Genomic DNA, 22148 nt, shown 5'->3' on the forward strand with positions numbered 1-22148 from the left:
CTCACGCGTCGGCGCGGTCGAGGATCGCGTCCTCCTGCTCGGCGTCTCTATCCACGCGCTTGCGGGGCCGAACGGCACGAGTCGCGGCCGGCTGATCGTCGTCCTTCTCGTCTTCGACGCGTTTGCGACGTTCGGTGCGAATGATGTAACCGATGAAGACGAATCCCATCACGGCGAACAGGATCCACTGGATCGCGTACGACAGATGGGGTCCAGGATCCTCCGACGGCGCCGCCAGCGCGTACGGCATGTCCGAGACCGGAGGGTCCTCGCTCACGAGCACCCCGTAGGCGGAGGTCAGGGTCGCCGAACCGGTGGTCTCCGCGACGAGCGGCAGGTTGATCGTCGGTACCTGCCCTGCCGGTGCCGTGCGTCCGGAGTTCGGGAGGGCCTCCGGGGCGCGAAGCCGCACGACGACGCTGACCGTTCCCGACGGCGGTGCGGGGATGAGGGCGGGTCCGTCGCCGCTCTCCGCCGGCGGGATCCATCCGCGGTCGACGATGAGCACGCGTCCATCGGATGCGCGCAGGGGTGTCAGGACCTCGAAGGCGCTCGTGCCGCCGTGCGGGCGATTGCGCACCACCACCTGCTGCTCCGGGACGTACTCGCCCGTGACGACCACGGGATGCCACTCCGATTCGGGATCGAGCTGATCGCCGGGCAGGAGCTCGTCCAGGGGGACCGCGGCCGCGTCGTAGTTCCGCTCCACGAGGGCCAACTGTGCGGCTCGTTCATCGTTGCGCGCGAACTGCCAGTTGGAGAGGAAGACGCAGGCGATCGCGAACGCGATGGCGACGCCGACGTAGGCGGCCCACCGCAGCGCCGTGTCACGACGCATGCTCACGATGTGCCCTGTTTCACGAAAGGCTCGACGGAGACCGGGAAGGAACGGGTCGCGAGGAAGTCCCGGAGATACGCCACATGCGCATCGCAGGCCAACCAGATCTTTCGCCGTTCGGCGTCATGTATTCGCGGATTGCGCCACAGCACGCGCCAGTGAGCGCCGTCGCGACATCCCGCGCGCGAACAGATGGCCGCGTCGCTCATGCGTCGTGCGGGTTCGGTGGTGTCTCAGAGATGGTGATCACCTGGCTGGGGGGAGTGGGAGACGGCTTCTCGCCTCGCTGCTCGAGAGCGGGCAGCGTGACCGTCTCGGCGGGCGCGGCGCGGGACTCCTGGCCCACGTTCGCGACGACGACGGCGATGTAGGGAAGGAACACCGCTCCCGCCGCGAACAGCCACGTGTACCAGCCGTAGGGGGTGACGAGGATCATCGCGACGAAGCAGGCCACCCGCACGCCCATCATGATGACGTACTTGAGCATGCGAGCGCTCGACTCCTCACGCGGCGCGTGGGGGAGCGAGGTCGCCGACTGTGGTGGGGAGGGCTGCTTCACGGTGCTTCCAGAGTACGCCGGAGGCACCGCTCGCGGGGTCGGTCAGGAAGAGTAGCTGTAGTCGTAGTAGGCGCCGTTCGAGAGGTTCACGACCCAGATGATCCAGAGGACGAAGAGCACCGTGATGATCGCGTAGAGCGCCAGGCCCGCGTAACCGGCGATCGTGCCGGCCAGCCCCAGCCCGCGACCGCCCTCTCCGCGATCGCGGATCTGCTTGAGCGAGATGTGCCCGGTGATGATGCCGACGATGGAACCGATGAACGGGATGAGAACGACCCCGACGATCGAGGAGACCAGCGACACCACGGCGAGGCTGTTCGTCTTGGGGCCCGCCGGATACGGCGTGTACACGGGCGGTGCGCCGTAGCCCGGTGCTCCCTGGTAGGACGGAGGGTACGCGGGGGCAGCGGGCGGAACGCTGTACGCCGGGTAGGCCGCAGGGGCCGCTGGCGTCGCGCTGTATCCCGGGTAGCCGGCGGGCGGCGCGGGAGACGGGGCCGGCGACGACGGTGCGGGGTAGGACGGCGGTGCGTACGCCGGCGCGGGGTAGTCGGGTGAGGCCGGGGCCGCCGCGGCGGGCTCCGCGGGCCGGGGCTGAGCGTCGGGGGTGGTGCCCTCTCCCGCTGATGTGGGTGCGGGGAGGTCGTTGTTCTGATCGCTCATCTGGATGCCTTTCCGTCTGTGAGGGAAGCCTTCCAGTGACCGCCGGGCGGTGTCAAACGAGCCTGTCGATAGGCTGGGGGCTCTGCCCGATCTGACGAGGAGAACCATGTCGAGCGACCGTGTCGTGCTCATCACCGGAGGCAACCGCGGCATCGGCCGCGCGATCGCCGAACGCTTCGTGTCCGACGGATACCGCGTCGCGGTGACGGCCCGTTCGGGTGAAGGCCCGGAGGGCACGCTCACGGTGCGCGCCGACGTGACGGACGCCGCTGCGCTGGACGCCGCCTACACCGAGGTCGAAGAGAAGCTCGGTCCGGTGACCATCCTCGTCGCCAACGCGGGAATCACCCGAGACATGCTGCTTCTGCGCATGAGCGAGGACGATTTCGACGATGTCATCGACACGAACCTCGGCGGCACGTTCCGTGTGGTCAAGCGCGCCGCCAAGGGACTGGTCCGCGCACGATGGGGTCGCGTCATCCTCATCTCCAGTGTCGTCGGCCTCTACGGGTCGGCAGGCCAGATCAACTACGCGAGCTCGAAGAGCGCTCTCGTCGGCTTCGCCCGGTCGCTGACGCGCGAACTCGGGGCGCGCGGCGTCACGACGAATGTCGTCGCCCCGGGTTTCATCGAGACTGACATGACGGCGGAGCTGCCCGCCGAGACGCAGGCGGAGTACAAGAAGGCGATTCCCGCCGGTCGCTACGGAACCGCCGCGGAGGTCGCCGCGGTCGTGGCGTGGCTCGCCTCCGACGACGCCGCCTACATCTCCGGCGCGGTCATCCCGGTCGACGGCGGCCTGGGGATGGGGCACTGACCGTCAGCGCTCGACCGCTCTCACGATGAGCGCTCCCAGGCGCTGGGGCTGTGAGAACTGCGGCCAGTGGCCGGAGCCGATCGGCACCACCTCGCGGTCGACGATGGCCTGCCACTCGTCGCGATAGCTCGGCCACTGCGCCAGTTGCGCGTCGAGCTCCTCGGCGTCTGTGCTGCCGGAGAGGACCGTGACGGGGATGCCGTGTCGGCGCCGGTCGTGCAGGTGCAGCGGGTCGGTCGGAACGGATGCCGGGACCGGCACCGCCTCAGCTGCGACGCGCTCGCGCGTGGCGGCATCGAGGTCGGCGATGTCCGGCGCGTCGAACGTGCCCCAGCCGGGGAAGGGGACCACACCGTCGACGATCGGGAACTCGGAGATGCCGGCGCCGTCGGGGACGGGCACGGTGTCGACGAAGACCACACGCGCGACAGCCTCCGGGCGTGCGTCCGCGGCGCCCCAGGCGACGTTGCCCCCGCCGCTGTGCCCCACGAGCACGACGGGCTCTCCTGCCTCATCGATCCGGGTGACGACGGCTGCGACCCAGTCGGCCAGGTGCGCCTCTGCCGACGACGGAAGGGTGAGGGGAACGGCGTCGAAGCCGGCATCGTCGATCGTGGGCACCACGTCGCGCCATGATCCGGCATCCAGCCACAGGCCGGGAACGAGGATGAGCTGCATCCCCGGACTCTACGCCCGGCTCCGGACGCCGTCAGGGCAGGAGCGGGATGACTTCGCGCAGATCCACGGGACCGATGACGAGGTCTGCGGCGGCGCGCACCGCCGGTTTGGCGTTGAACGCGAGACCCAGAGCGGCGGCGCGCATCATCGACAGGTCGTTGGCACCGTCGCCGATGGCGATCGTGCGGCGCGGATCCACCTCGTATCGAGTCGCCCACTCGCGCAGCTGCGATGCCTTGACCTCGCCGTCGACGATCTCTCCCGACACGATGCCCGTGAGTACGCCGGCGTCGACCTCGAGGCGGTTTGCGCGCCAGAGGTCGACGCCGAGGGCCGGCGCGATCTCGTCGAGGATCTCGTGGAAGCCGCCGGAGACCACTCCGACGATGCCCTCGCGGGCATGCACGGTATCGATCAGCTCGCGCACACCCGGCGTCGGTTGGATGCGCGAACGCACGCGTGCGAAGGAGGCCGTGGGCACACCGCGCAGGCGGGCGACACGTGAGCGCAGACTCGTCGCGAAGTCGACGTCCCCCCGCATGGCGGCCTCCGTCGCCGCCGCGACCTCGGCACCTCGACCGGCCTCGTCCGCGATCAGCTCGATGACCTCGTTGCGGATGAGAGTGGAGTCGGCGTCGAGGACGACGAGGAGACGACGAGGGCGGTTCTCACGCATCCGTCCACGCTAGCGCCCGCGGCGCGGCGCGCTTGACAGGCTCCGCTGCTGTTACGGCTCGACGCGGACGTTCTTGCCGACGACGGTGATCCCCGAGTCCGTGACCGTGAATCCCCGTGCCAGGTCGCGTTCGCGATCCACGCCCACGGTCGCGCCGTCGGCAAGGACGACGTTCTTGTCGAGGATCGCGCGATGGATGCGCGCGCCTGCCCCCACGCGGACGCGGTCGAAGAGGACCGAGTCGGTGATGGTCGACCCGCCGCCGGCCAATGTCCAGGGGCCCACGACGCTGCGCTCCAGGTGCGTTCCCGACAGGACGGATCCCAGCGAGACGACGGAGTCGATGGCGTTTCCGATGCGCCCCACCGCATCCCGCACGAACTTCGCGGGCGGCGAGTTCACCAGCTGGGAGTGGATCGGCCACTGCGTGTTGTACAGGTTGAAGATCGGCAGCGTGGAGATCAGATCGAGGTGCGCGTCGTAGAACGAGTCGATCGTGCCGACATCGCGCCAGTACGCGCGGTCTCGGTCGGTGGAGCCGGGCACCTCGTTGCGGATGAAGTCGTAGACTCCGGCCTCGCCCCGGTCGACGAAGTACGGCACGATGTCGCCGCCCATGTCGTGATTCGACGTGGGGAGCTCGCCGTCGGCTTCGACGGCCTCGATGAGCGCGTCGGTGTTGAAGATGTAGTTGCCCATCGAGGCCAGCACCTCATGCGGGCTGTCGACGAGCCCTGCGGGATTCTGGGGCTTCTCGAGGAACTCGCGGATGCGGGTCGGGTCGTCCGGCTCGACGTCGATGACGCCGAACTGATTGGCCAGCCCGATCGGCTGGCGGATGCCGGCGACCGTCGCGCGTGCTCCGGACGAGATGTGCGCGTCCAGCATCTGCTGGAAGTCCATCCGGTACACGTGGTCGGCGCCGACCACGACGACGATGTCGGGCTGTTCGTCGTTGATGAGGTTCAGGCTCTGCAGGATCGCGTCGGCCGAGCCGGAGAACCACCGCTTGCCGAGGCGCTGCTGGGCCGGCACCGACGTCACGTAGGAGTCGAGCAGTGCCGACATGCGCCAGGTCTGGGAGACGTGGCGATCGAGGCTGTGCGACTTGTACTGCGTGAGCACGACGATCTGTCGCAGTCCCGAGTTGATGAGATTCGAGATGGCGAAGTCGATGAGTCGGTACTGTCCGCCGAACGGCACCGCCGGCTTAGCCCGGTCGGCCGTCAACGGCATGAGTCGCTTACCTTCGCCACCCGCGAGGATGATTCCGAAGACCTTGGGTGCCGGCATGGCACCAGACTATGCCGCACGCACCCCCTGTACTAGCGTCCATGACATGCGCGTCGACATCGTTTCCAAGGAATATCCGCCCGAGATCTACGGCGGGGCCGGAGTCCATGTCGCCGAGCTCGTCCGCGCCCTTCGGGAGCGCATCGAGGTGCAGGTGCGCGCCTTCGGAGAACCGCGCGAAGAGGCGGACACGACGTCGTATGCCACACCGGCGGAACTTGCGCACGCGAACCCCGCGGTGAAGACGCTGGGAACCGATCTGGAGATCGTCGGCGACGTCGCCGGCGCCGACATCGTGCACAGCCACACCTGGTACGCGAACTTCGCGAGTCACCTCGCGTCGCTGCTGCACGGGATCCCGCACGTCGTCACTGCGCACTCGCTCGAGCCGCTGCGGCCGTGGAAGGCCGAACAGCTCGGGGGCGGTTACGCGGTGTCGAGTTGGGTCGAACGCACGGCCTACGAGTCCGCAGCGGCGATCGTCGCGGTCAGCGAGGGGATGCGGGCCGACATCCTGCGCGCGTACCCGCAGGTGGACCCCGAGCGTGTGCGCGTCATCTACAACGGCATCGACGCCGAAGCCTGGCAGCCGACCCGCGACGAGGATCTCCTCCGCACTCTCGGCATCGATCCGACGAGGCCGTCCGTGGTCTTCGTCGGGCGCATCACGCGGCAGAAGGGCCTGCCCTACCTGCTCCGCGCGGCAAGGCTGCTGTCCGCGGATGTGCAGCTGGTGCTCTGTGCGGGAGCCCCCGACACGCCCGAGATCATGGCGGAGGTCGAAGCTCTGGTGCGCGAGCTGCAGGAGACGCGTGACGGCGTCATCTGGATCGATCGGCACCTTCCCCGCGCCGAGCTGTCCGCCATCCTGACGGCCGCGACCACCTTCGTCTGTCCGTCGATCTACGAGCCGCTCGGCATCGTGAACCTGGAAGCGATGGCATGCGGTGCGGCCGTCGTCGGAACCGCCACCGGTGGCATCCCCGAGGTCGTGGTCGACGGTGAGACGGGGCGCCTCGTGCCGATCGAGCAGGTCCAGGACGGGACGGGGACGCCGCTCGATCCCGACCGCTTCGTCGAAGATCTCGCCCGAGTGCTCACCGAGGTCGTCTCCGACCCCGAGCAGGCCGCGCGTTATGGCGCCGCCGGCCGCCGCCGCGCGGTCGAGGAGTTCAGCTGGAAGCGCATCGCCGCCCAGACCGAGCAGCTCTATCGCGAGGTGCTCCAGGCGCGCTGATCCGGCTCGGCGTGAAGCGTCGTCCCGGTAGGCTGGACGGCATGCCGCAGGTGCTGGATTTCTCCGACGTCGTCGTCCGCCGCAACGCCAGGGACATCGTCTCCCATCTGGACTGGCAGGTGGACGGCGACCAGCGCTGGGTGGTCCTCGGTGCGAACGGTGCGGGCAAGACGACCATCCTGCAGCTCGCCGCGACCCTCGATCACCCGACCTCGGGCGCGGTGACCATCCTGGGGGAGCGTCTCGGCCGCACCGATGTGTTCGAGCTGCGTCCCCGCATCGGATTCGCCTCCAGCGCGATGGCCAAGCGCATCCCCGCCGAAGAGACGGTCCTGAACGTCGTGCTGACCGCGGCGTTCTCCGTGCTCGGACGCTGGAACGAGCAGTACGACCGCATCGACGAGCGCCGGGCGCTGCGTGTGCTGGCGGAGTGGAAGCTCGACCACCTCGCCGATCGTACGTTCGGCACGCTCTCCGACGGGGAGCAGAAGCGCGTCCAGATCGCCCGTGCCGTCATGACCGACCCCGAGCTGCTGCTCCTGGATGAGCCGACCGCGAGCCTGGACCTGGGTGCTCGCGAGGAGCTCCTTGAGCTGCTGAGCGGCTACGCACAGGCGCCCACGACGCCGGCGATGGTGATGGTGACACACCACGTCGAGGAGATTCCGGTCGGATTCACCCACGTGCTGCTGCTGCGCGCGGGCGCCGTCGTGGCATCGGGGCCGATCGCCGAGACGCTCACCGCGCAGACCCTCTCCGAGACGTTCGGGATGTCGATCGTGGTCACCGAAGCCGACGGCCGCTACGCCGCACGCGCGGCGCACTGAGCGCCGGATGCGGCGAAGCGCCGCTCCTCCTGTTAGACTCGTCTTTTGGTGCTTCCGGCACCGCAGACTTTCCTCCGAAGCACTCCCGCAAGGAACACCCATGAAGACTGACATCCACCCCGACTACCGCGACGTCGTTTTCCGCGACCTCGGCTCGGGCGAGACCTTCCTCACCCGCTCGACGGTCTCGAGCGACAAGACGATCGAGCTCGACGGCGTCGAGTACCCCGTCGTCGACGTCGAGATCTCGTCCGCCTCGCACCCGTTCTACACGGGCAAGCAGCGCATCATGGACTCGGCCGGCCGCGTCGAGAAGTTCAACCAGCGCTTCAAGAACTTCGGCGCCAAGTAAGACGCCATCACGAACGAAGGGCCCCGCGAGAACGCGGGGCCCTTCGTTCGTGTCACCGGATCGGCCAGCGCCCGTCGACGGGGTCTAGAGGGTCGATGCGGCCGATGCGGACGAAGTACTCGGTCAGGCTCTCCGCCTGAGACCTCGCCCACGCGATCTGGTTGGTGTGCAGCTCCGTCACGGCCGCCGGCAGCAGATCGCCGAAGCGTTCGCAGAGGGCGAGCGCCACCCGTCCGGCGGCGACCGCATCCGCTGCGGCCTCGTGCGCACCGTCGAGGACGACGCGGTAGTGCTCGGCCACGACGCTCAACGTGCGCTTGCCGCGACGGTAGGTGTCGAACGCCTTGTCGAGGACGAGTGGATCGATCACGGGCGAAGGGTTCTCGATCTGCGACACCCCGTGACGCGCGGCCTCGTGCCGGAGAAGTGAGAAGTCGTACGGCGCGTTGTACGCGACGACGGGTGTACCCGCCGCGAAGAGATCCGCAAGGGCGCCGGTGACCTCGGCGACGACCTCGCGCGCGGGGCGCCCGTGCGCGCGGGCATGCGCCGTGGAGATGCCGTGCACCGCCTCCGCGCCCTGCGGGATCGCGATGCCCGGATCCGCGAGCCACGAGCGGGCCTCGACCACGGTGCCGGTCTCGTCCAGCACACCGACGTGCGCGGTGACGATGCGGTCGCGGGTCACGTCGATGCCGGTGGTCTCGAGGTCGAAGACGCCGATACGGCGAGCCCACTCCGGAGGGCGGCCGGGCAGGAACATCTCGAGGTCGAAGAGCGCTTCGGGGGCGCCGGCAGCGACGGGATCCTCGGGCATGCGATCACGCTACGCGAGACCACCCCCACGCCCGGAAGACCACGCCGCACGCGACGTAGACTCGAACGGTGACAGCGCCGCATCCCTACGCCGACAAGCTCACGCCCATTCCGGTCCATCGGCGAAGCATCGAGGTGCTGGGCGGCGAGACCGTCTACTGGGTGTACGGCGAGGAAGACGCCCACACGACGCTCCTGCTCGTCCACGGCTTCCGCGGTGACCACCACGGACTCGAGCCGGTCATCGCGAACCTTCCGGGATTCCGCGTCATCGCCCCCGATCTCCCGGGCTTCGGCGACACCGCTCCGATCCCGAACCGAGTCCATGATCTGGACCTGTACGCGCAATGGCTGCACGGCTTCGCGGCGGCGGTGGCGCCGGGAGCACCGGTCCTCGGTCACTCGTTCGGGTCGATCGTCGCCTCGGCGGCCGTGGCGGAAGGGCTCCCGACGGAACGTCTCGTCCTCGTCAATCCGATCGGGGCACCGGCGCTGGAAGGGCCACGCGGGTTCCTCACTCGTCTCGCGGTCTTCTACTACCGCGCGGCGGCGCGCCTGCCCGCGCCCGTCGGCGATGCGCTGCTGCGCAACCGTGCGATCGTGCGGGGGATGAGCGTCGCCATGGTCAAGACGCGTCAGCCGCTGCTGCGACGGTTCGTGCACGATCAGCACGATCGCTACTTCTCGCGGTTCGCGGACCGCGACGTCCTTCTGCAGGCGTTCGTCGCGTCCGTCTCGCACGACGTTCGGGAGTTCGCGCCGCGCATCTCGCAGCCCACGCTGCTCATTGCGGCGCAACTGGACGACATCACTCCGATCGAGGCGGAGCGCACCCTGCGACGGCTGTTCCGCGACGCGGAGCTCGTCGAGATCCCCGGTGTCGGGCACCTGATCCACTACGAGACGCCCGAGCCGGCGGCGGCCGCGATCAGTCGGTTTCTTGCGCCTTCCGCTGACGGTACGCGTTGACGTTCATCCGGTTGCCGCAGTTGCCCGTGTCGCAGTAGCGCTTGGAGCCGTTGCGGGAGAAATCGACGTAGACTGCGCCGCAGTCATCGGCCGAGCAGACGCGGATCCGTTCGTACGCATTCGCGCGGATGACGTCCACGAACGCCATCGCGGCCTCGATGAGGATGCGATCGGCCAGTGGTCCGTCGTCGGGCGTGGCGTGGATGTGCCAGTCGTAGGCGTCGTGGCGGACCAGGCGAGGCACGGCGTTGCTGTCGTGGAGCATCGCGTTGACGACGGGCACCGCGGAGTCGCGATCGAGCGCCCAGAGCTCCCGCAGGCGTGGCCGGATGCGGCGGATCGCATCGAGTTCGTCGGTGTCGAGACGGATCGATCCTGAGTAGGGGTGAACCCGCAAGTACGCGGCGAGATCGTCGAGGTCGACGAGGCCGTCCGCGTCCGGCGAGGCCGTTCCCGGCAGCGTGTTGACCATGTCCGCGGTCATGATGAGCGACGAACGCGTGTCAGGGGTGAAAATCAAGTTGACTCCTGACTCGAAGGGGGATAGCGTCACCAGCGTCGTCCCAGTTTACCCCTGACAGTCGGAGATGCCGATGGTCGCCCAGACCTCCTCCCTCGCACTGACCGAGCCGCTTCCCGTTCCGGGTCGCCGCGCCGCCGGGCTCGCCGTGGGACTCGCGTCCGCGCTGGCCTTCTCCTCCAGCGGCCCGGTCGTGAAGCCGCTGATCGAGGCGGGGTGGACTCTGGGAGCCGCCCTCTTGGTGAGGATGTCGCTCGCGGCGCTCATCTTGTCGCCGGCTCTGGTCCGCGCGGTGCGGCGCCGGCCGGGGCTCCTGAGCCGGCAGTGGCCGCTCATCGTCGGATTCGGTCTGACGGGTGTCGCGGGCTGCCAGATCTTCTACTTCGCCGCGATGCAGCGGATGCCGTGTGGCTGTCGCACTGCTCGTTCAGTACCTCGCCCCGGTACTGCTGGTCCTGCTCGCGTGGGTGCGCACACGTCGCGCTCCGTCCCGACTGGTGCTCATGGGCTCAGCGGTCGCGATCGTCGGTCTCGTGCTGGTCGTGGACGTCGCGGGCGCGCGCTTCGACCTGCTCGGCACGATCTTCGCGCTCGGCGCCGCGGTCTGCGTCGGCGCGTACTTCCTGCTGTCCGAGCGCACCGGTGAGGAGCTGCCGGCTCTGGCTCTCGCAGCCGGGGGACTGATCGTCGGTGCCGCCCTCATGGGTGTCCTCTGCGCCACCGGCCTGCTGGCGTTCTCGGCCCCCGATGTGTCCGTCGCGTTGGCGGGGCTCGAGCTCCCGGCGTGGGTGGCCATCGGCTGGGTCGGTGCGGTGGCAACGACACTCGGCTACGCCCTCGGGGTGGTCGCCGTACCGATGCTCGGCTCGCGGGTGGCATCCTTCGTGGGCTTGTCCGAGGTTCTCTTCGCGCTGTTGTTCGCGTGGCTGCTTCTGGGTGAGGCCCCGGGGCCGATTCAGATCGTTGGCGGTGCGGTCCTGATCGTCGGCGTCGTGCTGGTGCGGATGGATGCCTCTGCGGCATCCGTGAAAGCGGCAGTATCTAGCGCTGCGGTTGCGCCAACGCCATGAGAGGCGTCACGCGATAGGGGATCACCTCGTCCATGACGAGCGAGGTCTCCGTGCGCTCCACCCCGCTGATCGCGAGGATGCGGGCATCCGTGTCGAACAGATGCTGCGCGTCGCGGCAGGCGACACGGACGAGCAGATCGACCGAGCCGGCGAGGCCGTGCGCCTGCAGAACCTCGGGCACCTCCGCCAGCTGCTCCCGGATACGCGGGAGCTCGTGCTGGCGCACCGTCACGCTCACGTACGCCTCGATGGGGAACCCGAGGGCTTTCGTCGAGAGGGAGCGCTGGTAGCTGAGGAACGCACCCGTGCGGTCCAGGCGGGCGAGTCGTGCCTGGATCGTGTTGCGGGACAGCTGGAGGCGCTCCGCGAGAGCGACGACCGTCGCGCGATGGTCGTCAGCGAGGGCACGGAGCAGCTCGATGTCGATACGGTCCAAGGCGGGCATGATGCGCAACGCTAGCAGCAGTGGGAAGCTCCGTTTGCGCATGTTGCGCGGCGGGCGTCACGACGCGGTGGGACTCGGGGAAGCGCCCTGCGTCGTGAACAGCCCCAGTCCGTGCGCCTTCAGGATGTTGTACGCGTCGGCGTAGGTCTCCGGCTCGGGGGCGCCGGTCGGACCGTAACGTTCGAGGAGGAGGCCGAGCAGCCCCTTCGCGGGCGACGTCAGCGGCTTGTCCGAGCTGCGGATCTCCTCCAGCTCGTCCTCCTCCAGCAGAGGCGGCACATAGGCGGGGCTGACCGTGGGCCAGGTGGACGGGTCGCGCGGCTCGGTCAGATTCGTCGCACCGAACAGGGCGGGAGCGCCGCGGTCGCGATCGGTCAGCGGCTCGAGACCGTGCAGCTGGCACAGTGTGGCGATGACGGCCGCGTGATGGATCTCCTCATTGATGACCGTCCCTGCTCTGGTGTACGCGGATACGGCGATCGCGGGCACCCGCAGTCCGAGCCGATCGAATCGGAAGCCCATCTCGCCCTCGGCGGCCTCGGGGTCCGGAGGAGTGGCCTTGGGCGGGACGACGTGGTCGTAGGTGCCGCCGTGCTCGTCGAATGTGATGAGCAGCAGGGTGTTCAGCGCGTTGGAGCCGTCGCTGCTGTCGGACGTTCGGATCGCATCGTAGACGCTCGCCACGAGTGCTTCGCCGGCGCGGACGTCCGACACCGCGGAGTCGAACACGGGGGATCCGTCGACCTCGCTTCCGCGCACGACTCCGAACGGTGGGTGGAAGTCGTTGTGGTTGTAGACCATACGCGGCTCGATGAACGCGTAGTCGGGGAGCGTTCCGGCCTTCGCATCCGCGAAGAACCGGTCCATGTACGCGAAATGGTCGGTACGCCAGTACTTCTCGAGCACGGGCGCGTGCATGACACCCGTGAGGGAGACGAGCTGCTGTTCGTCGAAGTAGATGCGCCAGCTGCGACCCGCCTCTTCCAGGCGGTTGAAGATCGTCGGCGCCGGAGCCGCATCCAGCCACTTGCTGTAGCCGCCGCCACCGCGATTGGTGACGAAGCCGTGTGACGTCGACGCGTGGAAGAAGGAACGGTTGCAGTACGTCTGGCTGGGCACGGCGCAGTGCCAATGGTCGTACACCGCGAACCCTTGAGCGAGCGTGGACAGCACCGGCAGCATCGCGGGCGAGAATCCGCCCATGATGACGTCCGTGTCGGTCGGGGACGGCTCCCTGCCCTTGCTCGTGCGTCGGTAGTTCGCCACGTAGTCGCGCACGAAGCCCTGCATCGTCGGAGTGCTGTCCGCGGACGGGGCGTTCCACGGAGCGCGAAGCGGCCGGTGCCAGGAGGTCTCGTTGGATGCGGGGTCGACCGTGCCGAAGATCTGGGTGTTCACGTGGGGATACGTCTCGCCCGGATCCGGATCGGGCGAGCACATGATGTCATCGGTGCTGCCCGTGTATACGTGCGCAGGCACCGTCCGCCCGTCGGGTGCAGGGTTCGAATAGTCGCCGAACGCGAGACCGTCGAACCGTGCACCGGTGGACAGCGTCTCGGGTGTGTAGAGGTGGCCGAGAAGGTTGTCGAACGACCGGTTCTCGCCCATGAGGACCACGACGTGGGCGAACGCGGGCTCGTTCGCGGCGCGTGACGGACGCGTCGAGGCCTGCACAGTCGCCGCCCCCGCTCCGGCGGCTCCTCCCAGTGCCAGTCCGCCGAGGGCGAGACCGCCCACCCGGAGGAAGTCACGCCGGGAGGCTGCTCCGGCATCCGGGTGCGGATCGTTCCTCGGTCGACGGCTCATCGTGGAGACAGGCTACGGCATCGCACTCGAGGCATCGCCGCGGCTCAGACGGACGAGTAGGAGAGGAGTCGCAGCACGCCCTTCTCCCAGGAGAACTCCTGCGCCGATCCGTTGCCGAGCCGATCGCCGTCGGCGGGAAGCTGTTCGTCGGTCGCGAAGGCGAGCACCTCGCGGATCAGGGCGCCGTGCGCGACGGCTACCACGACGGGAGGCTCGCCCTCCGCCGATGCGTCGTCGACGACTTTGGACACGGCATGCAGCGCGCGCTCCCGCAGCTGCTCGCGTGTCTCCGCGCCCGGCACCCGCGCATCCGGCCCGCGTCCCCAGCGCTCGGCGAGCTCATCGATGGACACGCCCTCGGCTTCGCCGTACGAGCGTTCTCTCAGCTCCGGATAACGGCCGGTCACGGGCCGCCCCAGGATCGCGCCGATGATGTCCGCCGTCTCGGCGGCGCGCTGCAGGTCGCTCGAGACGAGAACGAGCGGCGTGTCCGTTTCGAGGCGGTCCCGCAGGGCGAGGCCCGCCTCCCGCGCCTGGGCGCGGCCGGTGTCGTTGAGGGGGATGTCTGTCGCGCCCTGGATGCGGCGTGCGCGGTTCCAGTCGGTTTCGCCGTGGCGGATGAGGATGAGGTGGGTCACAGGCCTGTCGGAGTGTCGAAGCGGAGTCAGCGTCGGCGGGGAAGAGCCTCGGCCAGGGCGGTGAGCACCTCACTCGTCCCGGCGTCGATCTTGACCGTCGCCCGGGCATCGGCCCGGGTCTGTCCGCGGTTGACGATGACCACCGGAAGCCTACGTCGCCGGGCACGCTCGACCAATCTGATGCCCGAGTTCACGACGAGCGAGGAGCCCGCCACCAGAAGCGCATCGGCCGTGCGCACCAGCTGTTCGGCTTCACGGAACCGCTCTGCGGGGATGAACTCGCCAAAGAAGACGACGTCCGGTTTGAGCACGCCCCCGCACACGCTGCATTCGGGGATGCGGAAACCCTCCACCTCTGCCCCCGCGACGTCGCCGTCGGGACCGAGCGGGAGCTCCTCCGTCTCACTGAGCCAGGGGTTGTCCGCCTCCACCCGGGCGGCGAGATCCCGTCGGTCGAACACCTGCCCGCACTGGAGGCAGCCCACGCGGCGCATCGTGCCGTGCAGCTCGACCACGCGACGAGACCCGGCACGCACGTGCAGTCCGTCGACGTTCTGGGTGATCACACCGCTCGTGATGTCCGCAGCCTCGAGCTGCGCGAGCGCTCGGTGGCCCTCGTTGGGCTGGGCCGCGGCGAAGCGCCGCCATCCCAGATGACTACCCACCCAGTACCGCCGTCTGGCGCTCTCTTCGGCGAGGAACTGTTCGACACTCATCGGCTTGCGCACCGGAGCGCCCTGTCCGCGGTAGTCCGGGATGCCGGAGTCGGTCGATACCCCGGCGCCGGTGAGGACGGCGACCCGGCGGCCGGCGAGCGCATCGATCGCACGCGCCAGCTCGGCGAGGGCGGTCGGATCGGGTTCCGTCACGAGTGGCACAGTACCTCCTGCTGCCGAGCCTACGCCTGCCGGTTTGCGGGCATGTTTCGTCGCAGGCGTCCGGGGCTGATTAGCTGGCGGAGGAGGACGTATGCACCTGGAAGAGATCACCGACCCCGACGACCCGCGCCTGCACGACTACCGGAACCTCACCGACGTCGCACTGCGGCGGGTGTCGGAACCGGAGGAGGGGCTGTACATCGCGGAATCCGCGAAGGTGATCGCGCGTGCGCTCGCGGCGGGTCATCGGCCCCGGTCCGTGCTCGTGCAGCAGAAGTGGGTCGAGGAGGTGTCGGCGCTCCTGGCGCACTCGGAGACGCCGGTGTACGTGGTCCCAGCCGAGGTCGCCGAGTCGGTGACGGGCTACAGCGTGCACCGCGGCGCGCTCGCGGCGATGCACCGACCGAAGCTGCCGGAGGTGGCCGACCTCCTGCGGGACGCCCGCACGGTGCTCGTCCTCGAGGACATCGTCGACCACACGAACGTCGGCGCTGCACTGCGCGCGGCTGCGGGGATGGGTGCGGATGCGGTGCTCGTGACCGAGCGATGCGCCGACCCGCTCTACCGGCGCAGTGTGCGCGTCAGCATGGGGACCGTCTTCCAGGTGCCGTGGACCCGCCTTCCCGCGTGGCCCGAAGCCCGCAACCTCTTCGACGAGGCGGGCTTCCACCTGGCGGCTCTCGCGCTCGCGGACGACGCCGTCGCGCTCGAGTCGTTCGCGGCCTCGAGACCCGATCGGGTGGCGCTGCTGCTCGGCGCGGAGGGCGATGGCCTGAGTCGCGGCGCGCTACGCGCCGCCGACACGGTCGTGACGATCCCGATGTCGGGCGGCGTCGACTCGCTGAATGTGGCCTCGGCGGGCGCCGTGGCGCTCTGGGCGCTCGCTCATCCGCCCGCGGCGGGGTCCTGATCGTCGATGCGCGCCACGCGCGACGGCTCCGGGCGCTTCGCGGTCACATGGTCGCCCGACGACTGGTGCCGTAGGCGCCGGAGCACCCACGGGACGAGGTAGGTCCGTGCCCAGACGAGATCGTCGGCGCGGGCCGCACGCCAGTTCCGCACCGCGATCGGCGCAGGCTGCATGGGGGTCAGGTCGTTGGGGACGTTGAGGGCGCGCAGCACCATCCGTGCGACCTCGTGATGCCCGAGGGTGTTCAGGTGCAGGCGGTCGTCCGCGAAGAAGCGAGTGTCCTGGATCTCCTTGAGACCCCACTGGTCCGCGACGATGCAGTCGTACCGGTCGGCGATCGCGCGCAGGTTCTCGTTGTAGATCGCGACCTTCCCACGGAAGCCTCGGAACACCGGGGAGAAGTTCGTGTCGATGCCCGTGAACACGACGACGGTGGCGCCGGTCGATGAGAGCCGGATGACCGCATCCTCGAACTGCTGCGAGATCTCGTCCGGATCGGTGCCGGGGCGGATGACGTCGTTGCCGCCTGCGCAGAAGCTGATCAGGTCGGGGGAGAGGGCGAGGGCCGGTTCGATCTGCTCGGCGACGATCTGGCCGATCAGGCGGCCGCGCACCGCGAGATTCGCGTACGCGAAGTCGTCGACGCCGGCGCCCAGCACCTCGGCGACGCGGTCCGCCCACCCCCGGTTGCCGCCCGGTGAGTCGGGCGACGGATCGCCGAGTCCCTCGGTGAAGGAGTCGCCGATGGCGACGAAACGCCGCCACGGATGCCCCTGATCGTTGGCAACGTAGGGCGTGCGGTGGGGCAGAGCCGATTCGGTCGTCATCGTTCCTCCTGACCTCTCAGGGTAGCCCCGCGCCCTGAGCGCCGCCCGGGTTCGGGCGTCCGCGATCTCGCCTATCGTGGATTCTCGCGTTCGAGAACGGAGGTGCGATGGACGACGAGCGGGAGACGACCATCGACGCCGACCGGATCGATGAGCACGGAGCCGAACACATCGGCAGTTTCGCCGCCGAGCACCTCTCTCCGACGTATCCGCAGCGAGCGCCGTGGGGAACCGCACAGCGGCTGCGCGCCTGGCAGGCGGAGGCCCTCGACCATTACTTCTCGACGGACGGTCCCGACGGCGTCGGCAAGGGTCCGCGCGACTTCCTGGCCGCGGCCACCCCCGGCGCCGGAAAGACGACCTTCGCGCTGCGCCTCGCGAGCGAGCTGCTGCGTCGTGGCGTCGTCGACCGCATCATCGTGGTCGCACCGACGGAGCACCTCAAGACCCAGTGGGCGGATGCGGCGGCGCGGGTGGGCATCCGCCTCGACCCCCATTTCAGCAACCGCCACACCGTTCCGGCTCGGCAGTACCACGGGGTCGCGGTGACGTACGCGCAGGTGGCGGTCAAGGCGTCCGTCCACCAGTACCTGACCATCGAGAAGCGCAGTCTCGTCATCCTCGACGAGGTGCACCACGGCGGCGACGCGCTCAGCTGGGGCGATGCGCTGCGCGAGGCGTACGGTCGCGCGACCCGTCGGCTCCTGCTGTCCGGCACGCCCTTCCGCTCCGATACCGCCCCCATCCCGTTCGTCGAATATCACCCCGACGCCAAGGGCAACCGCATCTCGCGGACCGACTACGCGTACGGCTACCGTCGCGCGTTGGAGGACGGGCGTCGTGCGGCCCGTGCTGTTCATGGTCTATGCCGGGCACATGCGCTGGCGCACCAAGACGGGCGACGAGATGGAGGCGCAGCTCGGCCAGGACAACACGAAGGACATCACGTCTCAGGCGTGGCGCACGGCGCTCGCCCCGGAGGGGGAGTGGATCTCCGCCGTCCTGCGCTCGGCCGATCGGCGCCTCTCCGAGGTGCGGGAGCAGGTCCCCGACGCGGGTGGCCTCGTCATCGCGACCGACCAGACCGCGGCACGCGCGTACGCCGACATCCTGCAGCAGATATCCGGCGAACCCGTCACCGTCGTCCTCTCCGACGAGGCCGAGGCGTCGTCGCGCATCGAGACGTTCTCCGCCTCCGATTCGCGCTGGATGGTGGCCGTGCGAATGGTGTCCGAGGGGGTGGACGTTCCGCGCCTCGCCGTCGGCGTCTATGCGACCTCCGCGTCCACCCCGCTCTTCTTCGCGCAAGCGATCGGGCGCTTCGTGCGTGCTCGGCGCCGCGGTGAGACCGCGAGCGTGTTCCTTCCCAACGTCCCGCAGCTCCTGACGCTCGCCAACGAGATGGAGCGCCAGCGCGACCACGCGCTCGACCGCGAAAGCGACGCGGAGGACATGTGGGACGCCGAAGAGGACATGATGAACGCTGCGGAGCGCGAGGACTCCGCATCCGACGCGCTGACCGAGGAGTTCGCCTACCAGGCACTCGGAGCGAACGCCCACTTCGACCGTGTGCTGTTCGACGGCAAGGAGTTCGGTCAGCTCGCCGTGCCCGGTACTCCGGAGGAGGAAGAGTTCCTGGGCATCCCGGGGCTGCTCGAACCGGAGCACGTGCACGAACTCCTGATGCAGCGCCAGGCCCGTCAGGGACGCCATCGCTCCGCGAGGGAAGCGCGCGAGGCGGCGGGGGAGCAGGAGCCGCCGAGCGACATCCCCGCGCCCCTTCACCGCACGCTCAAGGAGCAGCGCCAGCTGCTGAACAGCCTCGTAGGGCTGTACGCGCGACAGAGCGGCGAGCCGCACGGCGCGGTGCACACCGAACTGCGTCGACTGTGCGGCGGTCCGGCGGTGTCGCACGCAACCGTGGCTCAACTGCAGGCCCGGATCGAGCTGCTGCGCAAGCGCGTCCACAGCTGACAGGTCGTCGGCTGCGGAGTGCAGGACGCCGCTCGGACAACGAAGAAGAGGGCCCCTTCCGGGACCCTCTTCCGTCACTGTGCGCGAGGGGGGACTTGAACCCCCACGCCCTATACGGGCACTAGCACCTCAAGCTAGCGCGTCTACCTATTCCGCCACCCGCGCAGTGTTTTCGTCGCTTTCGCAACGAGGAGCAACGTTACCACGTCCCGTGTCCGGTCGTTAATCCGGCACGCCCCGCGTGTGTCGCGCGTCACGGGACGGACACACGGAGCCGGTAGCCTGAACCCCATGACGGACGCGACTGCCGGGGGCGCGCCCGATCTGCCCGAGGTCGCGCGGATCGCGCGCGACCTCATCCGGATCGACACGACGAACTACGGCGGTGGTCGTGCCGTCGGCGAACGTGAGGCCGCCGAGTACGTGGGCGCCTACCTGGAGCGGCTCGGCCTCGAGGCGCAGTACTACGAGCCGGTCGCGCGCCGCACGAACGTGTTCGCCCGTGTGCCGGGGCGCGACCTCACGCGACCGGCTCTCGTCGTCCACGGTCACCTCGATGTCGTCCCCGCGGTGGCGGAGGACTGGAGCGTCGACCCGTTCGCTGGCGTCGTCCGTGACGGGATGCTGTGGGGGCGCGGCGCGGTGGACATGAAGAACATGGACGCCATGATCCTCACCTCGGTCGCGGAGCTCGTGCGTGCGGGTGAGCAGCCGGAGCGTGATCTCGTGCTGGCTTTCTTCGCCGATGAGGAGAACGGCGGTGTCGAGGGCTCTTCGCTGGTGGTCGAGCACCGGCCCGACATCTTCGCCGGCGCGACCGAGGCCGTCAGCGAGGTGGGCGGCTTCTCCGTCGACGTGGGTTCCCGACGGGCCTACCTCCTGCAGGTCGGGGAGAAGGCGCTTCTCTGGTTGCGACTGGTGGCGCGCGGTGCAGCCGGCCACGGCAGCAGGTTCCATCCCGACAACGCCGTGCTCCGCCTCGCCGAAGCCGTCGCGGCCCTCGGGCGCACCGAGTGGCCCCTGCGCCTCACCGACACGACCGAGCGCTTCCTCGCCGAGATGTCCCGTCTCACGGGGATCGACACCTCCGACCCCGACGCGTTGGCGGACGCGGCCGGACCCGCATCCGCGTTCCTCCGGGCGAGCCTGCGCACGACGGCGAATGCGACGGGACTCGCTGCCGGCTACAAGCACAACGTGATCCCCGATCGTGCCGAGGCGCTGATCGATGTCCGTGTGCTGCCGGGGACCGAGGACGCGGCTCTTGCCGACATCCGGCGCATCGTAGGCGAGGGCATCGAGATCGAGACGGTCGTGCGCGACGTGGGCCTGGAGACGACGTTCGAGGGCGACCTCGTCGACCGCATGGTCGGTGCCCTCGCGCGCCACGATCCCGAGGCACCCGTCATCCCGTACCTGCTCGGTGCGGGCACCGACAACAAGGCTCTGTCACGTCTGGGGATCACCGGCTACGGCTTCGCGCCGTTGCGCCTTCCACCGGGCATGGATTTCACCGGTATGTTCCACGGTGTCGACGAGCGCGTCCCCATCGATTCGCTCGTGTTCGGGCAGCGCGTGCTGACCGACTTCCTCCGCACCTGCTGACCCGTCATCCGATAAGGCGAAAGGCCGTCGATGCAGAATTTCCTCGAAGCGCTCCTCCTGGGCCTCGTCCAAGGTCTCACGGAGTTCCTCCCGGTCTCCTCGAGCGCGCACCTCGCGATCCTCGGTGCCTTCTTGCCCTCCGCTCAGGATCCGGGCGCGGCGTTCACGGCGATCACGCAGATCGGAACCGAGGCGGCGGTGGTCATCTTCTTCTGGAAGGACATCGTCCGCATCATCTCGCACTGGTTCGGCTCCTTCACCGGACGCGTGCCGCGTAACGATCCCGACGCACGGATGGGCTGGCTGATCATCATCGGGTCGGTGCCGATCGTCGCGCTGGGGCTCTTCTTCCAGGATCAGATCGAGGGCGTGTTCCGTTCGCTCTGGCTGGTCGCGGGCATGCTCATCTTCTTCGGCGTGCTCCTCGGTATCGCCGATGCGGTCGGCGCACATCGCCGCAAGCTCAAGGACCTCACGGTCGGCCACGGCATCGTGTTCGGTCTGGCGCAGTCGCTCGCGCTCGTGCCGGGGGTGTCGCGTTCCGGAGGCACCATCACCGCGGGTCTCTTCCTCGGTTACGAGCGTGCGGCGGCGGCGCGGTACGCGTTCCTGCTCGCCATCCCGGCGGTGTTCGGCAGCGGCTTCTACCAGCTGTTCAAGGTGCTCCGCGAGCCCGAGGTCGATCCCGCCTTCAACCTGTGGGAGACGGGCGCCGCGACCGTCGTCGCGTTCTTCGTGGCACTCGTGGTCATCAAGTACTTCATGGCCTGGATCTCGAAGCGCAGCTTCCTGCCGTTCGTGATCTACCGCGTCGCGTTGGGCGCGTTCGTGATGATCATGCTGGCGACCGGGGTCATCGCGGCCTGATCGACTGCGCGTCAGCGACGCGGTTCGTCGCGGCCGGGCTTGCCCGGTCCGTCACCGCGGCGGCGGAGATACTGCTCGAACTCGCGGGCGATGGCGTCGCCGGATGCGTCCGGGGAGTCCCAGGTGTCGCGCGTGCGCTCGAGCCCGCGGATGTACTCGGTCATCTCCTCGTCATCGGCCGCGGCGGCGTCGATGGATGCCTCCCACGCGGCGGCCTGCGTCGACAGCTCGCCGCGGGGCACCTTCGCCCCGGTGATGTCCTCGAGGCGGTCCAGCAGCGCCAGGGTGGCTTTCGGAGACGGCGTGTGACCCGCGACGTAGTGCGGGACGCTGGCCCAGAGCGATGCCGCAGGGATGCCGGCCTGTTCCGCGACATGCGCAAGGACGCTCAGAATGCCGACGGGGCCCTCGTAGGAGCTCCTCTCGAGGCCCAGGCCGGTGCGCAGTGCATCACTGTCGCTGCCCGCGAAGATGGAGATCGGACGGGTGTGCGGCACATCCGCCATCATCGAGCCGAGCGCGACGAAGCCCGTGATGTCTTCGGCGAGCGCGAAGTCGACGAGTTCGGAGGCGAACGCCTTCCAGGCCCGTGCCGGCTCGACCCCCGTCAGCAGCCACAGCTGCGTTCCGCGGGTCTGCTGCGACGGGCGCAGCAGCGTCGTCTCCGGCCAGGAGAGCGCGCGATTGCCCTCCGCATCGACTGTCACCGTCGGACGGGTGTACTGGTAATCGAAGTACAGCTCGGGATCGACCGAGTACACGGGCTCGTAATCGCCCTCGGCGCGCAGCAGAGCGAGCGCCGCGGATGCCGCCTCACCCGCATCGTTCCAGCCGTCGAAGGCGGCGACCAGAACGCGCCGACCCAGTCCCTCCACCGTCACTC

General features: G+C 69.1%; 24 protein-coding genes, 1 tRNA gene and 2 pseudogenes. 11 read left to right on the top strand and 16 right to left on the bottom strand.

The features are described 5' to 3' along the window. Position 1 precedes the first annotated feature (1 nt). The 3 genes from QE377_RS16330 to QE377_RS16345 all read right to left on the bottom strand — a co-directional run bounded on the left by QE377_RS16330 (position 2) and on the right by QE377_RS16345 (position 2060). A complete protein-coding gene (locus QE377_RS16330) occupies positions 2–838 on the bottom strand; it encodes an SURF1 family protein (protein ID WP_307326069.1) in 837 nt (278 codons plus the stop codon). Positions 839–1043: 205 nt separating this feature from the next. After that, positions 1044–1397: a DUF3099 domain-containing protein gene (locus QE377_RS16340; protein ID WP_307325392.1), complete on the bottom strand. Its 354-nt coding sequence runs from the start codon at positions 1395–1397 to the stop codon at positions 1044–1046. A gap of 42 nt (positions 1398–1439) precedes the next feature. Then, the gene (locus QE377_RS16345) at positions 1440–2060 is read right to left on the bottom strand and encodes a DUF4190 domain-containing protein (protein WP_307325393.1); all 621 of its coding nucleotides are present in this window, start codon (positions 2058–2060) and stop codon (positions 1440–1442) included. 106 nt (positions 2061–2166) lie between these two features. Here QE377_RS16345 and fabG point away from each other — a divergent pair, with 106 nt between their 5' ends. Next, positions 2167–2877 carry a 3-oxoacyl-ACP reductase FabG gene (fabG, locus tag QE377_RS16350; protein WP_307325394.1) on the top strand — a complete coding sequence of 237 codons (711 nt, stop codon included), beginning with the start codon at positions 2167–2169 and terminating at the stop codon, positions 2875–2877. 3 nt (positions 2878–2880) lie between these two features. Here fabG and QE377_RS16355 read toward each other — a convergent pair whose 3' ends face one another. From QE377_RS16355 to glgC, 3 genes are read right to left on the bottom strand one after another with little or no spacing between them, the layout of a single operon-like run. Further along, positions 2881–3555: an alpha/beta fold hydrolase gene (locus tag QE377_RS16355; protein ID WP_307325395.1), complete on the bottom strand. Its 675-nt coding sequence runs from the start codon at positions 3553–3555 to the stop codon at positions 2881–2883. Positions 3556–3586: 31 nt separating this feature from the next. After that, complete coding sequence (gene serB / locus QE377_RS16360) at positions 3587–4231, bottom strand: phosphoserine phosphatase SerB (protein ID WP_307325396.1); 645 nt, start codon at positions 4229–4231, stop codon at positions 3587–3589. 51 nt (positions 4232–4282) lie between these two features. Then, the gene (gene glgC / locus QE377_RS16365; protein ID WP_137417034.1) at positions 4283–5524 is read right to left on the bottom strand and encodes a glucose-1-phosphate adenylyltransferase; all 1242 of its coding nucleotides are present in this window, start codon (positions 5522–5524) and stop codon (positions 4283–4285) included. A gap of 46 nt (positions 5525–5570) precedes the next feature. On the opposite strand from glgC, the gene glgA reads away from it, so the two are divergent. From glgA to QE377_RS16380, 3 genes are all read left to right on the top strand, one after another. Continuing rightward, positions 5571–6761 carry a glycogen synthase gene (glgA, locus tag QE377_RS16370; RefSeq protein ID WP_307325397.1) on the top strand — a complete coding sequence of 397 codons (1191 nt, stop codon included), beginning with the start codon at positions 5571–5573 and terminating at the stop codon, positions 6759–6761. A gap of 41 nt (positions 6762–6802) precedes the next feature. After that, positions 6803–7588, top strand: a complete 786-nt coding sequence (locus tag QE377_RS16375; RefSeq protein ID WP_307325398.1) for an ABC transporter ATP-binding protein — start codon at positions 6803–6805, stop codon at positions 7586–7588. Positions 7589–7688: 100 nt separating this feature from the next. Further along, complete coding sequence (locus QE377_RS16380) at positions 7689–7940, top strand: type B 50S ribosomal protein L31 (RefSeq protein ID WP_137417031.1); 252 nt, start codon at positions 7689–7691, stop codon at positions 7938–7940. 52 nt (positions 7941–7992) lie between these two features. Here QE377_RS16380 and QE377_RS16385 read toward each other — a convergent pair whose 3' ends face one another. After that, positions 7993–8703, bottom strand: coding sequence for an exonuclease domain-containing protein (locus QE377_RS16385; protein WP_373459566.1), 711 nt, complete (start codon positions 8701–8703; stop codon positions 7993–7995). A 122-nt stretch (positions 8704–8825) separates the two neighbouring features. Here QE377_RS16385 and QE377_RS16390 point away from each other — a divergent pair, with 122 nt between their 5' ends. Then, positions 8826–9725 carry an alpha/beta fold hydrolase gene (locus tag QE377_RS16390; RefSeq protein ID WP_307325403.1) on the top strand — a complete coding sequence of 300 codons (900 nt, stop codon included), beginning with the start codon at positions 8826–8828 and terminating at the stop codon, positions 9723–9725. On the opposite strand, the gene QE377_RS16395 is transcribed toward QE377_RS16390, so the two are convergent. Next, positions 9685–10245: a CGNR zinc finger domain-containing protein gene (locus QE377_RS16395; protein ID WP_307325406.1), complete on the bottom strand. Its 561-nt coding sequence runs from the start codon at positions 10243–10245 to the stop codon at positions 9685–9687. The two genes, QE377_RS16390 and QE377_RS16395, sit on opposite strands and share 41 nt — an antisense overlap. Positions 10246–10293: 48 nt before the next feature. Then, on the bottom strand, positions 10294–10512 hold the full coding sequence (locus tag QE377_RS16400) for a hypothetical protein (protein WP_307326086.1): 219 nt from the start codon (positions 10510–10512) through the stop codon (positions 10294–10296). Between QE377_RS16400 and QE377_RS16405 the strand changes: the two are divergent. Together QE377_RS16405 and QE377_RS16410 are read left to right on the top strand one after the other, a co-directional pair. Next, positions 10439–10591, top strand: a pseudogene (locus QE377_RS16405) (EamA/RhaT family transporter); the annotation flags it as partial. The gene QE377_RS16400 and the pseudogene QE377_RS16405 sit on opposite strands and share 74 nt — an antisense overlap. Positions 10592–10652: 61 nt before the next feature. Further along, the gene (locus QE377_RS16410) at positions 10653–11315 is read left to right on the top strand and encodes an EamA family transporter (protein WP_307325409.1); all 663 of its coding nucleotides are present in this window, start codon (positions 10653–10655) and stop codon (positions 11313–11315) included. Here QE377_RS16410 and QE377_RS16415 read toward each other — a convergent pair. Genes QE377_RS16415 through QE377_RS16430 form a run of 4 tightly spaced genes read right to left on the bottom strand, consistent with a single transcriptional unit; the run spans position 11287 to position 15073 of the window. Continuing rightward, on the bottom strand, positions 11287–11760 hold the full coding sequence (locus tag QE377_RS16415; protein WP_307325413.1) for an Lrp/AsnC family transcriptional regulator: 474 nt from the start codon (positions 11758–11760) through the stop codon (positions 11287–11289). The genes QE377_RS16410 and QE377_RS16415 overlap by 29 nt on opposite strands. Before the next feature lie 57 nt (positions 11761–11817). Beyond that, entirely contained in the window at positions 11818–13566 is a 1749-nt protein-coding gene (locus QE377_RS16420; RefSeq protein ID WP_307325415.1) for an alkaline phosphatase family protein, read from the bottom strand. A 44-nt stretch (positions 13567–13610) separates the two neighbouring features. Beyond that, on the bottom strand, positions 13611–14204 hold the full coding sequence (locus tag QE377_RS16425; RefSeq protein WP_307325418.1) for a histidine phosphatase family protein: 594 nt from the start codon (positions 14202–14204) through the stop codon (positions 13611–13613). A gap of 26 nt (positions 14205–14230) precedes the next feature. After that, the gene (locus QE377_RS16430) at positions 14231–15073 is read right to left on the bottom strand and encodes a Sir2 family NAD-dependent protein deacetylase (protein ID WP_307325421.1); all 843 of its coding nucleotides are present in this window, start codon (positions 15071–15073) and stop codon (positions 14231–14233) included. 100 nt (positions 15074–15173) lie between these two features. Here QE377_RS16430 and QE377_RS16435 point away from each other — a divergent pair, with 100 nt between their 5' ends. Continuing rightward, positions 15174–15992 (top strand): RNA methyltransferase, encoded by an 819-nt coding sequence (locus QE377_RS16435; protein ID WP_307325424.1) that lies wholly within the window; start codon positions 15174–15176, stop codon positions 15990–15992. On the opposite strand, the gene QE377_RS16440 is transcribed toward QE377_RS16435, so the two are convergent. Further along, positions 15968–16819, bottom strand: coding sequence for an SGNH/GDSL hydrolase family protein (locus tag QE377_RS16440; RefSeq protein ID WP_307325427.1), 852 nt, complete (start codon positions 16817–16819; stop codon positions 15968–15970). The two genes, QE377_RS16435 and QE377_RS16440, sit on opposite strands and share 25 nt — an antisense overlap. A gap of 107 nt (positions 16820–16926) precedes the next feature. Here QE377_RS16440 and QE377_RS16445 point away from each other — a divergent pair. Then, positions 16927–18793, top strand: a pseudogene (locus QE377_RS16445) (DEAD/DEAH box helicase). Positions 18794–18873: 80 nt separating this feature from the next. Here QE377_RS16445 and QE377_RS16450 read toward each other — a convergent pair. Then, a tRNA-Leu gene (locus QE377_RS16450) sits at positions 18874–18958 on the bottom strand. Positions 18959–19084: 126 nt separating this feature from the next. On the opposite strand from QE377_RS16450, the gene QE377_RS16455 reads away from it, so the two are divergent. Next, positions 19085–20398 (top strand): M20/M25/M40 family metallo-hydrolase, encoded by a 1314-nt coding sequence (locus tag QE377_RS16455; protein ID WP_307325429.1) that lies wholly within the window; start codon positions 19085–19087, stop codon positions 20396–20398. Positions 20399–20428: 30 nt separating this feature from the next. Then, positions 20429–21265 carry an undecaprenyl-diphosphate phosphatase gene (locus tag QE377_RS16460; protein WP_307325432.1) on the top strand — a complete coding sequence of 279 codons (837 nt, stop codon included), beginning with the start codon at positions 20429–20431 and terminating at the stop codon, positions 21263–21265. Positions 21266–21276: 11 nt separating this feature from the next. On the opposite strand, the gene QE377_RS16465 is transcribed toward QE377_RS16460, so the two are convergent. After that, positions 21277–22140 carry a PAC2 family protein gene (locus QE377_RS16465; protein WP_307325434.1) on the bottom strand — a complete coding sequence of 288 codons (864 nt, stop codon included), beginning with the start codon at positions 22138–22140 and terminating at the stop codon, positions 21277–21279. Between the last annotated feature and the right edge of the window lie 8 nt (positions 22141–22148).

Source organism: Microbacterium sp. SORGH_AS_0862 (assembly GCF_030818795.1).
Lineage (GTDB): Bacteria > Actinomycetota > Actinomycetes > Actinomycetales > Microbacteriaceae > Microbacterium.

Coding starts and splice junctions, on each gene's coding strand:
- QE377_RS16330 (WP_307326069.1), bottom strand. CDS start 838: ATGCGTCGTGACACGGCGCTGCGGTGGGCCGCCTACGTCGGCGTCGCC.
- QE377_RS16345 (WP_307325393.1), bottom strand. CDS start 2,060: ATGAGCGATCAGAACAACGACCTCCCCGCACCCACATCAGCGGGAGAG.
- fabG (WP_307325394.1), top strand. CDS start 2,167: ATGTCGAGCGACCGTGTCGTGCTCATCACCGGAGGCAACCGCGGCATC.
- QE377_RS16355 (WP_307325395.1), bottom strand. CDS start 3,555: ATGCAGCTCATCCTCGTTCCCGGCCTGTGGCTGGATGCCGGATCATGG.
- serB (WP_307325396.1), bottom strand. CDS start 4,231: ATGCGTGAGAACCGCCCTCGTCGTCTCCTCGTCGTCCTCGACGCCGAC.
- glgC (WP_137417034.1), bottom strand. CDS start 5,524: ATGCCGGCACCCAAGGTCTTCGGAATCATCCTCGCGGGTGGCGAAGGT.
- glgA (WP_307325397.1), top strand. CDS start 5,571: ATGCGCGTCGACATCGTTTCCAAGGAATATCCGCCCGAGATCTACGGC.
- QE377_RS16375 (WP_307325398.1), top strand. CDS start 6,803: ATGCCGCAGGTGCTGGATTTCTCCGACGTCGTCGTCCGCCGCAACGCC.
- QE377_RS16380 (WP_137417031.1), top strand. CDS start 7,689: ATGAAGACTGACATCCACCCCGACTACCGCGACGTCGTTTTCCGCGAC.
- QE377_RS16385 (WP_373459566.1), bottom strand. CDS start 8,703: ATGTTCCTGCCCGGCCGCCCTCCGGAGTGGGCTCGCCGTATCGGCGTC.
- QE377_RS16400 (WP_307326086.1), bottom strand. CDS start 10,512: ATGAGCGCCGCGAGCGACATCCTCACCAAGAGGGCGGCTCCCAGAGTC.
- QE377_RS16415 (WP_307325413.1), bottom strand. CDS start 11,760: ATGCCCGCCTTGGACCGTATCGACATCGAGCTGCTCCGTGCCCTCGCT.
- QE377_RS16420 (WP_307325415.1), bottom strand. CDS start 13,566: ATGAGCCGTCGACCGAGGAACGATCCGCACCCGGATGCCGGAGCAGCC.
- QE377_RS16435 (WP_307325424.1), top strand. CDS start 15,174: ATGCACCTGGAAGAGATCACCGACCCCGACGACCCGCGCCTGCACGAC.
- QE377_RS16440 (WP_307325427.1), bottom strand. CDS start 16,819: ATGACGACCGAATCGGCTCTGCCCCACCGCACGCCCTACGTTGCCAAC.
- QE377_RS16455 (WP_307325429.1), top strand. CDS start 19,085: ATGACGGACGCGACTGCCGGGGGCGCGCCCGATCTGCCCGAGGTCGCG.
- QE377_RS16460 (WP_307325432.1), top strand. CDS start 20,429: ATGCAGAATTTCCTCGAAGCGCTCCTCCTGGGCCTCGTCCAAGGTCTC.